The sequence below is a fragment of the Actimicrobium sp. GrIS 1.19 genome (assembly GCF_035984655.1).
GTDB lineage: Bacteria > Pseudomonadota > Gammaproteobacteria > Burkholderiales > Burkholderiaceae_D > Actimicrobium.
Genome location: NZ_JAXCHT010000015.1, coordinates 52,532 through 65,325, shown reverse-complemented (window position 1 = coordinate 65,325; position 12,794 = coordinate 52,532). Strand labels below are relative to the sequence as shown.

At 62.1% G+C, this 12,794-nt stretch carries 12 protein-coding genes; 6 read left to right on the top strand and 6 right to left on the bottom strand.

What is annotated here, in order from left to right; genetic code table 11:
• Window positions 1–45 precede the first annotated feature (45 nt).
• From RCH09_RS12055 to recA, 6 genes are all read right to left on the bottom strand, one after another.
• The gene (locus RCH09_RS12055; protein WP_326941343.1) at window positions 46–783 is read right to left on the bottom strand and encodes a TerC family protein; all 738 of its coding nucleotides are present in this window, start codon (window positions 781–783) and stop codon (window positions 46–48) included.
• Between the two features lie 108 nt (window positions 784–891).
• Window positions 892–1,773: a succinate--CoA ligase subunit alpha gene (gene sucD, locus RCH09_RS12050; RefSeq protein ID WP_326941342.1), complete on the bottom strand. Its 882-nt coding sequence runs from the start codon at window positions 1,771–1,773 to the stop codon at window positions 892–894.
• Window positions 1,774–1,809: 36 nt separating this feature from the next.
• The gene (gene sucC / locus RCH09_RS12045) at window positions 1,810–2,988 is read right to left on the bottom strand and encodes an ADP-forming succinate--CoA ligase subunit beta (protein WP_326941341.1); all 1,179 of its coding nucleotides are present in this window, start codon (window positions 2,986–2,988) and stop codon (window positions 1,810–1,812) included.
• A gap of 43 nt (window positions 2,989–3,031) precedes the next feature.
• Complete coding sequence (locus RCH09_RS12040) at window positions 3,032–3,613, bottom strand: DUF2889 domain-containing protein (RefSeq protein ID WP_326941340.1); 582 nt, start codon at window positions 3,611–3,613, stop codon at window positions 3,032–3,034.
• A 167-nt stretch (window positions 3,614–3,780) separates the two neighbouring features.
• Window positions 3,781–4,260: a recombination regulator RecX gene (recX, locus tag RCH09_RS12035; RefSeq protein ID WP_326941339.1), complete on the bottom strand. Its 480-nt coding sequence runs from the start codon at window positions 4,258–4,260 to the stop codon at window positions 3,781–3,783.
• Between the two features lie 120 nt (window positions 4,261–4,380).
• Window positions 4,381–5,484 (bottom strand): recombinase RecA, encoded by a 1,104-nt coding sequence (recA, locus tag RCH09_RS12030; RefSeq protein WP_326941338.1) that lies wholly within the window; start codon window positions 5,482–5,484, stop codon window positions 4,381–4,383.
• Between the two features lie 331 nt (window positions 5,485–5,815).
• Between recA and RCH09_RS12025 the strand changes: the two genes are divergently transcribed.
• The 6 genes from RCH09_RS12025 to RCH09_RS12000 all read left to right on the top strand — a co-directional run bounded on the left by RCH09_RS12025 (window position 5,816) and on the right by RCH09_RS12000 (window position 12,793).
• Window positions 5,816–6,724 (top strand): hypothetical protein, encoded by a 909-nt coding sequence (locus RCH09_RS12025; protein WP_326941337.1) that lies wholly within the window; start codon window positions 5,816–5,818, stop codon window positions 6,722–6,724.
• Window positions 6,725–6,781: 57 nt separating this feature from the next.
• Window positions 6,782–7,471 (top strand): response regulator transcription factor, encoded by a 690-nt coding sequence (locus RCH09_RS12020; RefSeq protein WP_326941336.1) that lies wholly within the window; start codon window positions 6,782–6,784, stop codon window positions 7,469–7,471.
• A complete protein-coding gene (locus tag RCH09_RS12015) occupies window positions 7,449–8,990 on the top strand; it encodes a sensor histidine kinase (protein ID WP_326941335.1) in 1,542 nt (513 codons plus the stop codon). The genes RCH09_RS12020 and RCH09_RS12015 overlap by 23 nt, the downstream gene beginning before the upstream one ends.
• Window positions 8,990–9,259: a DUF4212 domain-containing protein gene (locus RCH09_RS12010; protein WP_326941334.1), complete on the top strand. Its 270-nt coding sequence runs from the start codon at window positions 8,990–8,992 to the stop codon at window positions 9,257–9,259. Before RCH09_RS12015 ends, RCH09_RS12010 begins: the two co-directional genes overlap by 1 nt.
• The gene (locus RCH09_RS12005; RefSeq protein ID WP_326941333.1) at window positions 9,249–11,288 is read left to right on the top strand and encodes a sodium:solute symporter family protein; all 2,040 of its coding nucleotides are present in this window, start codon (window positions 9,249–9,251) and stop codon (window positions 11,286–11,288) included. Before RCH09_RS12010 ends, RCH09_RS12005 begins: the two co-directional genes overlap by 11 nt.
• Before the next feature lie 89 nt (window positions 11,289–11,377).
• The gene (locus RCH09_RS12000) at window positions 11,378–12,793 is read left to right on the top strand and encodes a circularly permuted type 2 ATP-grasp protein (RefSeq protein WP_326941332.1); all 1,416 of its coding nucleotides are present in this window, start codon (window positions 11,378–11,380) and stop codon (window positions 12,791–12,793) included.
• Window position 12,794: the final 1 nt, after the last annotated feature.

Genomic DNA, 12,794 nt, shown 5'->3' with positions numbered 1-12,794 from the left:
CATCACGTCGTGCTTTCATCAAGGCGTTCAAATCCAGAAGGTCGATCATGCGTTTGGCATGGTGCGGGCCGCGCCACGCGCTGCCAGCAACTTGCCGGCCAACACGACGGCAACGGCGCCGATGCATCCGGGCAGCGGCACGACGACGCCCATCAGGGCCAATTGCGGCATGCCGTGCGGCAGGCTGACGGCCAGCCACGGCGCCACTGCCGGGTCGGAAGTTATCATCTCACCGGCCAGATAGCCGAGCAAGCCTGCGCCGAAGGTGATGATGAGCGGCAGCCGTTCCATCAGCTTGAGCACGAGTGTACTACCCCAGACCACGATCGGGATGCTGACCAGTATGCCGAACACCACCAGCACCATGCGGTAGGCGCCGGCGGCCTGGTCGGCGGCGCTGGCCACGGCAATGACGTTATCGATGCTCATCACCAGATCCGCCATGATGATGGTCTTGACTGCGGCGGCCAGGCGCGCGTCGGCATGCACCTCGCTGTGGCTGTCGCCCTGGTCGGACAGCAACTTGACGCCGATCCACAGCAACATCAGCCCGCCCGCGAGTTTCAGGTACGGCACGGCGAGCAAGGTCACGGCGAAGGTGATCAGCACGATACGGATGCCGATGGCGCCCGCCGTCCCCCACAGAATGCCCTTGAGGCGCAGATGGTCGGGCAGGTTGCGGCATGCGAGTGCGATCACGATGGCGTTGTCGCCGCCCAGCAGCAGGTCGATCAGGATGATCTGGCCGACAGCGAGCCAGTTCAGTTGTGCTAAAAATTCCATTGAATCCGGTAGAGGGGTTCCGGCGCACGCGTGGTCGCATGGCGGGAACGGATTGCGCAAATGCAGCGGGGAGCCGAAGCTCCCCGCAAGCTGACTTTAACGGCTTGATTACAACACAGATTTCAGCAGACGGCCCATCTCGGACGGATTGCGCGTGACCTTGATGCCGCAGGCTTCCATGATGGCCAGCTTGGCTTCAGCAGTATCAGCGCCGCCCGAGATCAAGGCGCCGGCATGACCCATGCGCTTGCCCGGTGGTGCGGTGACGCCGGCGATAAAGCCAACCACTGGCTTCTTCATGTTGTCCTTGATCCAGTAGGCCGCATTGGCTTCGTCCGGACCGCCGATTTCACCGATCATGATGACTGCGTCGGTGTCCGGATCATCATTGAAGGCTTTCATGATGTCGATGTGCTTCAGGCCGTTGATCGGATCGCCGCCGATACCGACTGCCGACGATTGACCCAGACCCAGCGCGGTCAGCTGGCCGACCGCTTCATAGGTCAGCGTACCGGAGCGCGAAACCACGCCAATACGACCCTTCATGTGGATATGGCCCGGCATGATGCCGATCTTGATTTCGTCCGGCGTGATCAGGCCCGGGCAGTTTGGTCCGAGCAGCAGGGTCTTGCTGCCGGATTTCGACATGCGGTCCTTCAGCGCCATCATGTCGCGCACCGGAATGCCTTCGGTGATGCAAATTGCCAGATCGAGGTCGGCTTCGACGGCTTCCCAGATGGCAGCGGCGGCTCCGGCTGGCGGTACATAGATGACCGACACGTTGGCGCCGGTCTGGGCCTTGGCTTCGGCGACGGTGGCGAAAATCGGAATGCCTTCGAAATCTTCACCGGCTTTTTTCGGATTGACGCCGGCGACGAAGCAGTTCATGCCGTTGGCGTACTCGCGACACATGCGGGTGTGGAACTGCCCGGTCTTGCCGGTGATTCCCTGGGTGACTACTTTGGTATCTTTATTGATCAGAATCGACATGGTGGTTCCTTGTGCGCTCTTGTTGGTCGTGATTTATCAGGCTTTGACGGCGTGGGCTTTGGCGGCGGCGACAACTTTCTGCGCGGCTTCTTCCATGGTGTCGGCGGCGATGATCGGCAGGCCGGACTCAGCCAGCATCTTCTTGCCGAGGTCTTCGTTGGTGCCTTTCATGCGAACCACCAGCGGCACCTGCAACGACACTGCCTTGGAGGCCACGATGACGCCTTCAGCAATCACGTCGCACTTCATGATGCCGCCGAAGATGTTGACCAGGATGGCCTTCAGGCCAGGATTCTTGAGCATGATCTTGAACGCTTCGGTGACCTTCTCTGCCGTGGCGCCACCGCCGACGTCGAGGAAGTTGGCCGGCTCGCCGCCAAACAGCTTGATGGTGTCCATGGTCGCCATGGCCAGACCGGCGCCGTTGACCAGGCAGCCGATATCGCCATCGAGCGAAATGTAGGCGAGGTCAAACTTGGAGGCTTCGACTTCGGCCGGATCTTCTTCATCCAGATCGCGGTAGGCGACGATTTCCGGTTGGCGATATAGCGCGTTGGCGTCGAAGTTGAACTTGGCGTCGAGCGCGATGACCTTGCCGGAGCCGGTCAGGATCAGCGGATTGATTTCCGCCAGTGCGGCGTCGGTTTCCCAATACGCCTTGTACAGACCTTGCAGCTGGGTACGGGCATCGGCAAGCGACGCGGCCGGCACGCCGATTTTGGTCGAGATCGCATCGGCGTCGGCGTCGGTCAGGCCGACTGCCGGGTCGATGGCGATGTGATGCAGCAGCTCGGGATGGCTCTCGGCGACTTCTTCGATGTCCATGCCGCCTTCGCTGGAGGCCATCAGGACCACGCGTTGCGTGACGCGATCGGTGACCAGGCTGACGTACAGTTCTTTCTTGATGTCGGCGCCTTCTTCGATCAGCAGGCGGCGCACTTTCTGGCCTTCCGGGCTGGTCTGGTGGGTCACCAGTTGCATGCCGAGGATTGCGGTGGCGTATTCGCGCACCTGTTCCAGCGTTTTGGCGACCTTGACGCCGCCGCCCTTGCCGCGACCGCCAGCGTGAATCTGGGCCTTGACGACCCACACTGGTCCGCCCAGTGTTTCAGCCGCCTTGACGGCTTCCTCGACGGAGTTACATGGAATGCCGCGCGGCACCGTGACGCCGTATTTGCGGAGGATTTCCTTGCCTTGGTACTCATGGATTTTCATGCGGGTTTCCCTTCAGACGCTGATCGAAAAAATGCTGGGTTGACTAACTGGATTGGAACCGTGTTACGGCTGGCACTGACCAGCGCGGATAAAACTGGGCGACCGCGGCGCCGTCCGTGCGCAGGGCGTGGCAGCGATCAAGTTGAAATGGTTTGGCGGCGCCGTCATCGGCAGCGTCGCCGTCGCGCGTGTCGATCACATCGCCAGCGAACGCCTGGATCGCTGCGGTCGGAAGTATTTGCGCGAGCTCGGTCAGATGGGTGCAGCCAGCGATACCGGCAACACGGGACTTGAGCTGGTGGCGAAAACCCTGCATCAGGTTCAGCCCGACCAGCGATTGGTAGGCGGGGCTGATGGTGTCGCAGAATCCGGGATACGGAACGGCATCGGAGCTAGCCTCAGCGGCCACAATGTTGAAGGCGAGATCGATGGTGATGCGCAGCTTGAGGTCATGCAACGCGTCACCCGCTTCGCGCCGACCAGAAGCCAGGGTGACAACGCGCGTCTTGATGTCGGTAATCCGGGCATCGATGTCCCACAGACCGTCGTCGCGTGCAAACGCCTCGACCGACAAGGTGCGGGTGTGCTTGAGCTGACGTCGGGAAACCGGTGGTGAAAGGGGCATACGGACCAATGCCAGTAAGGGCGGCAAGATGCGCCGCGTTTGCGTTGAGTGAGCACAGATTCTGTGTCCACAGCCGCTCATGCGGCAGTGCAAAAACCGGGAAAGTGTAGCACAGCTGAAAACAGGATCACAGCATCGGATCGGGCGATCCAACGTGCTGGTCGCGGTTAGTTGTCGTCAAAAGACGTCGGAAAGTCGTCTTCGTCAGGGCGCGTGCGCATCGCCGCCTGAATGGCGCGACCGGAAAACCCGCGTTGTTGCATGAACCGCATTTGCTTGCCGCGCTCGGCAGAATCCGCCGCCGGCTTGCCGAATTTGCGCTGCCAGACGTCGCGCGCCCGGGCCAGCTCGTCAATTTGCAGTTTTTGTTTCAGGCCAGTCAGTGCCTCGCCGGCAATCCCATGGCTTTGCAGCTCGGAGACGATGCGGTTGTTGCCAAACCGGGCGGCACGACGGTGGATCAGGGATTCGGAAAAACGGGTTTGCGACAGGAATTTTTCGCCTTCAAGCCAGTCCAGCAACGCATCGACATCGTCACCGTCCTCAGCATAGCGCTGCAGCTTGCGGCCCAATTCCAGCCGACTGTGCTCGCGCATTGACAGGTAACGCAACGCCCTGGACTTCAGGCTGATCCGGGGCTTTGCCATCATTGCGCCGCTACAAGTGACGAATGTAATCGCTGCCGAAGCAGCCGGGAAACCAGCCATCGGCTCAATGCGAGCGCATCAAGCCGGTGGCGGACGCTGCGCCCACCCGGGCGCAACACCTCATTCGGCGACATCATCCTTGACGTCGACGGCGACCTTGTCGGCAGCCTTTTTCTTGCCGGCAGGTTCTGCCGACTTGGCCACACCCAATTCCGGCACGCCCAGCGAAACCCGGACCTTGTTCTCGATTTCTCGCGCCAGCTCCGGCCGCTCTTTCAGGTAATTACGGGCGTTGTCCTTGCCTTGGCCGATGCGCTCGCCGTTGTAGCTGTACCAGGCACCCGACTTCTCGACGATCTTTGCATCAGCGCCCAGATCCAGGATTTCGCCTTCGCGGGATGTGCCTTCGCCATACAAAATGTCGAAATGCGCTTCCTTGAATGGCGGTGCGATTTTGTTCTTGACGACCTTGACCTTGGTTTCGTTGCCGATGACTTCGTCACCGGACTTGATCGAGCCGGTACGGCGGATATCCAGCCGCACCGATGCGTAGAACTTCAGTGCGTTACCGCCGGTCGTGGTTTCGGGGTTGCCGAACATGACGCCGATCTTCATGCGGATCTGGTTGATGAAGATCACCAGTGTGTTGGTGCGGTTGATGGAGCCGGTCAGTTTGCGCAGCGCCTGGGACATCAGCCGTGCCTGCAGACCCGGCAGTGAATCACCCATGTCGCCTTCGATCTCGGCGCGTGGCGTCAGGGCGGCGACGGAATCGATCACGATCAGGTCAACGCCGCCGGAACGCACCAGTGCATCGGTGATCTCGAGTGCCTGCTCGCCAGTGTCGGGCTGGGAAATCAGCAGCTCGGACAGGTTGATGCCGAGCTTCTGGGCATAGCCGACGTCGAGCGCGTGTTCGGCATCGATGAAAGCGCAGGTGCCACCCAGTTTTTGCATCTCGGCGATGGTTTGCAGTGTCAGCGTGGTTTTGCCGGACGATTCCGGACCATAGATTTCAACCACGCGACCACGTGGCAAGCCGCCTACGCCGAGCGCGATGTCGAGGCCCAGCGAGCCGGTCGACACCACTTGCACTTCTTCGACCACAGCGCCGTCGGCCATGCGCATGACCGAGCCTTTGCCGAATTGCTTTTCAATCTGGGCCAGCGCAGCAGCAAGCGCCTTGCTCTTGTCGGAACCGGATACGGTTTTTTTGTCGTCCATGGATTGTCTTTCAACGGTGGAGTGATGCCGCCGAACGAAATCTGTTCGGCATCGGAAAATTCAGCACAGGCCGTACTGTATAAACAAACAGTGGTTTATGCAAGCACAGCTTTTATTGCGGATCAAATGATTGGCATTTGCCAGAATCCCACGCGCCGGACGCCATTGAATCATCATCGCGCACCGCTGTCATTGCCCAATGAGGTGATACACGCAGAAATATTTGCATCCCGCTCCGGTGTTAGTCTTTGGCCTCGACGCGCCGGATTATTCCGATTGCGATTCCAGCCATGCAGCTGTGACCAACCCAGGACCGCAAGGTTGCCGCATTTTGCCAGACGACACCACTTCTCCGATTCGGCAGCAGCGCCGCCGCAGCACCGACCGCACCGCGCCGGTGGCGCCGGCACGTCCGAAGCGCAGCGCGATCTCGGTTGGCCTGATCATTTCGGTGCTGTTGCACGCGCTGGTCCTGTGGCTGATCCTGACCCACAAGAGTCCGCCGATGGTCAAGCCGCCGGGCAAGGGTGACGTCGAGACCACCTTGTTGCTGCTGCCGAACACACCCGACAAATCCAGCAAGGCCAGCAAGCCGCGCGGCATCGAGGTGCCGCCGCTGCGTCCGAGCAAGCCGCGCAAGACGAAGGCGCCGCGCGCGCCGCAGGCCATCTCTCGGCCACCGAATCCGAATGCAATCACCGAACCGGCCGAGCAGACCGCGCCACCGCGCCCGCCGGTCGAACAGCCGCCCGAGGAAGATTTCTCCAGCCGGCTGGCCAGCAAGCAGCGCCAGCGGGCCGAGGCCGAGGCGGCGCAGCAGGCCGAGCGCGGCACTCCCCAGCAACAGGATGATGCGCGCGGCAAGGCAGCGGCGATGGCCAACATCACATCGGCATTGAAGGCTGCCGGCGTCGAGAAGGAAAGCGGCGGCGGCATGTTCCAGCTGGGACTGGTTGGCGCGCATCACGCCGAATTCCTGTTCCGCGGCTGGAAAAAGGAAGCCAGCCGCAACTGGAGCCAGCAGCTTAGCGTCGAGCAAGGCGCGGAAGAAGATATCCGGATTGCAGTGGTCAAGAAAATGATCGACATCATCCGCCAGCATACCCAGGAAGATTTCACCTGGGATTCGCACAAACTTGGCCGCCAGGTCTCGCTCAGCGCCCGCACCGAGGACCTGCCCGGCCTGCAGCAATTCCTGCTGCGCGAATTCTTTCCGGATTACAGCCCGACGCGGCGATAATGGCCGGACAATAAGGCCAACACAATTCAGTGTTGCGCGGTCCGGAGACCATCCATCATGCGTATTCTGCTTGCCGAAGATGACAGCGTGCTGGCCGATGGCTTGACGCGCTCGCTGCGCCAATCGGGTTATGCCACCGATTGCGTCGGCAATGGCGTCGAAGCCGATCTGGCGCTGTCGACCCAGGATTTCGATTTGCTGATTCTCGACCTCGGCTTGCCCCGCATGTCAGGGCTGGAGGTGCTGCGCAAACTGCGCGCGCGCAATTCCCACCTGCCGGTGCTGATTCTGACCGCGGCCGATTCGATCGAACAACGCGTCAAGGGACTCGATCTCGGCGCCGACGATTACATGGCCAAGCCGTTTGCCCTGTCGGAACTCGAAGCGCGCGTGCGCGCCCTGACCCGCCGCGGCGTCGGCGGCGGACCGACCGTGATCCGGCACGGCCCGCTGGCCTACGATCAGGTCGGCCGTATCGCCTATTTGCATGAACAGATGCTGGATTTGTCGGCGCGCGAACTGGGCTTGCTGGAAGTCTTGCTGCAACGCACCGGCCGGCTGGTCTCGAAAGAGCAACTGGTCGATCATCTGTGCGAATGGGGCGAGGAAGTCAGCAACAACGCCATCGAGGTCTACGTCCACCGCCTGCGCAAGAAAATCGAATGCGAGGGCGTCCGCATTGCTACCGTGCGCGGCCTCGGCTATTGCCTGGAGAAATTCAGCGATGTGGCACCGGCTGGACGCTGAGCGCGGCGCCGCGCCGCCTGCGTCTGCGTCTGCGCCGTTCGACGCCGATACCGCCGACGAACGCATTCAACGCTCGCTGTTCGGTGAAATTCTCGACTGGATGCTGGTGCCGCTGCTGCTGCTGTGGCCGATGAGTATCGCGATCACATATCTGGTGGCCAAGTCGATTGCCAATCAACCATTCGACCGCGCCCTCGATGACAGCGTGACCGTGCTGTCGCAGCAGGTGCGCGAGGTCGATGGCAAGGTGGTGGCGCTGCTGCCTGGCGCGGCGCGCGACATCCTGCGCGCCGACGATGTCGACACCGTGTACTACCAGGTGCTCGGCCCGCACGGCGAGTTCGTCGACGGCGAACGCGAATTGTCGGCCCCGGCCGAGGACGACAAGCCGCCCGGCAGCGCGGTCCAGTTCCGTGATGCCAGCATGCACGGCGCCGAGGTGCGGGTGGCCTACGTGCAGGTTGATTTGCGCCGCACCAGCGCCGCGCGCGGCGCCTCAAGCGAACCGCGCATGGCGCTGGTGCAGGTCGGCGAAACCCTCGACAAGCGCGCACAACTGGCCAACGAAATCATCAAGGGCGTGATCCTGCCGCAATTCATCATCCTGCCGGTCGCGCTGGCGCTGGTCTGGTTTGCGCTGGCACGCGGCCTGGCGCCGCTGGTCGAACTGCAGCAGCGCATCCGGGCGCGCCGGCCGGACGACCTGAGCCCGATCGAATCGGGCCAGGTGCCCGAGGAAATCTCGCCGCTGGTGCGCTCGCTCAATGAGATGCTGGAACGACTGTCGCAAACCATCCAGCTGCAAAAGCGCTTCATCGCCGACGCCGCCCATCAGATGAAAACGCCGCTGGCCGGCATGCGCATGCAATCGGAACTGGCGCTGCGCCAGACCTCGCAGGACGAAATCCATCGCTCGCTGGAGCAACTGTCGAAAAGTTCGGAGTCGGCGACCCGGTTGGTCAATCAGTTGCTGACGCTGGCGCGCGCCGAAAACCAGACCCCGCGCGCGACGCCGTTCGTGCCGATCGAACTGGCCGAGCTGGCACGCAAGGTGGTGCAGGACTGGGTGCCGATTGCCTTCGCCAAGGAAATCGATATCGGGTTCGAGCAGCCGGGTCACCCCGTCATCGCGCTGGGCAACGCGGTGATGCTGGGCGAGATGCTGAGCAACCTGATCGACAATGCGCTGCGCTACACACCGTCGCATGGCAGCGTCACGATCCGCGTGCGCACCGATGACGAGCGCCAGCATGCGATGCTGGAAATCGAGGACACCGGCCCCGGCATTCCGCCCAATGAGCGACGCCATGTGTTCGAGCGGTTTTATCGCATCCTCGGCAGCGGCGCGGAGGGCAGCGGACTGGGACTGGCGATCGTGCGCGAGATCGCCCAGCAGCACGGCGCCGAAATCGACATCTTCAACAATCCGCACAGCCAGGACCCGAAAACGCCGGGCAGCCTGTTCCGCATCACATTGCCAATGGAGCGCCCGCCGGCCTCCAGTGAGGAGTTCGACTGATGCCGCAAGCACCCCTCAACCAGGCCCGCCACTGGGAGCGAACCCGCCGGCTGACATGGCAATTGCTGTCGGGCTGGTTCGTGATAACGGTCGGTATCATTTTTTTCGCGCGCGACCTGGATGGCTTGACCCTGCTGGGCTGGCCGCTGTCGTTCTATCTGGCGGCGCAGGGTGCGACGCTGCTGTATGTGGCGATTATCGCCATCTATGCGTGGCGCATGCGCGCACTGGATCGCCGTTACGTTCCCGGGGAAGACCATGGCAGTTAGGCCGTTCGAATTTCGCCTGCAGCGCTATTACGCCTGGTTCGTGCTCGGCTTCCTGCTGTTCCTGGGGGCACTGGCGATCCTTGAAAAGGAAGGTGTGCCGCGCATCTGGATCGGCTACCTGTTCCTGTTCGCGACCATCGTGATGTACGCCGGCATCGGCGTGATGAGCCGCACCTCCGATGTCTCGGAATATTATGTCGCCGGCCGACGCGTGCCGGCGATCTTCAATGGCATGGCCACCGCCGCCGACTGGATGTCGGCGGCCAGCTTTCTGAGCCTGGCCGGCGGCCTGTATTTGCAGGGCTTCGACGGACTGGCCTACATCATGGGCTGGACCGGCGGCTTCGTGCTGGTGGCGCTGCTGGTGGCGCCGTATCTGCGCAAGTTCGGCCAGTACACGATCCCCGATTATCTGGCAGCGCGCTACGGCGGGCGCTATGGCAATGACGTGGTGCGCATGCTGGCAGTGATTGCCACTGTGATCGTGTCGTTCACGTATGTGGTGGCGCAGATTTACGGCGTGGGCCTGATCACCTCGCGCTTTACCGGCGTCGATTTTTCGGTCGGGATCTTTCTTGGCCTGGCCAGCATCCTGGTCTGTTCGTTCATGGGTGGCATGCGGGCGGTGACCTGGACCCAGGTGGCGCAGTACCTGATCATGCTGATCGCCTACATGATTCCGGTGATGTGGCTGTCGGTCAAGCACACCAGCGTGCCGGTGCCGCAGGTCGCCTACGGCACCGCACTGACGACGCTGAGCGCACGCGAAAAAGTGCTCAATGCCGACCCCAGGGAGCAACAGGTGCGCGACGTGTTCCGGCAGCGCGCCGCCGACCTGGAGGTCCGTTTGCGCACCCTGCCGCAATCCTGGACCGACGGCCAGCTCGATGCACAACACAAGCTCGAGGAACAACGGCGCAACAATGCGTCGCTGATCGACATCAAAAGCGCCAGCCGGGCGCTGGCCGCCTATCCGCAAAACCCGGCCGACGCACAACGCAAATGGTCCGAAGCCCGCAACTCGTATCTGGCGCGCGCCGCACCCATCCTGCCGCATGCGCAGCCGTTCCCGGCCGCCGATCGCGCCGCCTCCGATGCCAAGCGCAACAATTTTCTGGCGCTGGTGCTGTGCCTGATGATGGGCACCGCCGCCCTGCCGCATGTGCTGGTGCGTTACTACACCACGCCCTCGGTGCGGGCCACGCGCAAGTCGGTGTTCTGGACGCTGTTTTTCATCATGCTGCTGTACATCACGATTCCGGCGCTGGCGGTGCTGGTCAAGGTCGATATCTACACCTCGCTGGTTGGCTCGGAGTTTTCGCATCTGCCGGGATGGGTCTCCTACTGGAGCAACCTGGACAAGAGCAATCCGCTGGTAAGCATCGTCGACGTCAATCACGATGGCATCGTGCAGCTGGCCGAGATCGTGCTGGATGGCGATATTGTCGTGCTGGCCACGCCGGAAATCGCCGGCTTGCCGTACGTGATCTCGGGACTGATCGCCGCCGGCGGCCTGGCAGCGGCGCTGTCGACCGCCGACGGCTTGCTGCTGACGATTTCAAGCGCCCTGTCGCACGACGTGTATTACAAAAAGATCGACCCGAACGCCTCGACCCAGAAGCGCGTGACGATTTCCAAACTGCTGTTGCTGGTAGTGGCGCTGGTGGCGGCCTATGTGGCCTCGCTGAAACCGGGCAACATCCTGTCGATGGTCGGCGCGGCCTTTTCACTGGCCGCGTCGATGCTGTTTCCAGCACTGGCGCTGGGGATGTTCTGGAAGCGCGCGAATCAGGCCGGCGCGGTGGCCGGCATCCTGGTCGGGTTTTCAGTGTGCGTGCTGTACATGCTGCGCACCCATCCGGCGCTGGGTGGCTCCGTTGCGGGGCAGTGGTTTCAGATTGCACCAATATCGGCCGGAATCTTCGGCGTGCCGGCCGGCTTCCTGGCGCTGATCGTGGTCAGCCTGCTGACGCCACCACCGGATCAACAGACGCTGGCCTTGGTTGATCGCCTGCGGCGACCGGAATAAATTGGCACTGGCATATTTCTTGATACCCTGTCTGCACAAGACGGCAAAGTCTGAGCGCTTCTCCCAAAAAACCGAGACAGGATTACGGCATGACCCATTTTTTTGACGAGATGCACAGCGCTGGTGCAGGCGGTGTGCGCGAGCACTATCGCGAGTTCCAGACCTGGCTGGCCGAACAGCCGGCCAATATCATTGCCCGCAAGCAGGCCGAAGCCGATCTGATCTTTCATCGCGTCGGCATCACCTTCGCGGTCTATGGCAATGATGCCGGCACCGAACGCCTGATTCCGTTCGACATCATCCCGCGCATCATCACCGCCGCCGAATGGATGCAACTGGAGGCCGGGCTGGTGCAACGGGTCCGTGCTTTGAACATGTTCCTGCACGACATTTATCACGACCAGCACATCATCAAGGCCGGCGTGATCCCGGCCGAACAGATTTACCGCAACGCCCAGTACCGGCCCGAGATGCAGGGCATTTCGGTCGCCTCGGATATCTACGCGCACATTGCCGGGGTCGATATCGTGCGCGCCGGCGCGGGCGAATTCTATGTGCTGGAGGACAACCTGCGGGTGCCGTCGGGCGTGTCGTACATGCTGGAAAACCGCAAGATGATGATGCGCCTGTTCCCCGAACTGTTCGCGCGCCACCAGATCGCGCCGGTGGCGCACTACCCTGACATGCTGCTCGATAACCTGCGTTCGGTGGCGCCGGTCGGCGTGACCGACCCGACCGTGGTGGTGATGTCGCCGGGGATGTACAACTCGGCGTATTTCGAGCATGCCTTCCTGGCGCAGCAGATGGGCGTCGAGCTGGTCGAGGGCAAGGACATGTTCGTCGATGACAACGCGGTGTACATGCGCACCACGCGCGGACCGCAGCGCGTCGACGTGATTTACCGACGCATCGATGACGACTACCTCGATCCGCTGGCATTTCGTTCCGACTCATCGCTGGGCGTGCCGGGCTTGCTGTCGGTGTATCGCGATGGCCGCGTCACGCTGGCCAATGCGATCGGCACCGGCGTGGCCGACGACAAGTCGATTTATCCGTTCGTGCCGGACATGATCCGCTTTTACCTGGCCGAAGAGCCGATCCTCAACAACGTGCCAACCTATCAGTGCCGCAAGAAGGAAGACCTGGCGTACACGCTGGCGCACCTGTCCGAGCTGGTGGTCAAGGAAGTGCATGGCGCCGGCGGCTACGGGATGCTGATCGGCCCGGCCGCCAGCAGCGCAGAAATCGAGGATTTCCGGGCCCGCCTGATCGCCCGTCCGGATGGCTATATTTCGCAACCGACGCTGGCGCTGTCGGCCTGTCCGACCTACGTCGACTCGGGCATCGCACCGCGCCATCTCGACTTCCGTCCGTTCGTGTTGTCCGGCAAGACCATCTCGATGGTGCCGGGCGGCCTGACCCGGGTTGCGTTACAAGAAGGCTCGCTGGTGGTCAATTCGTCGCAGGGCGGCGGTACCAAGGACACCTGGATTCTGGAGGCATGAC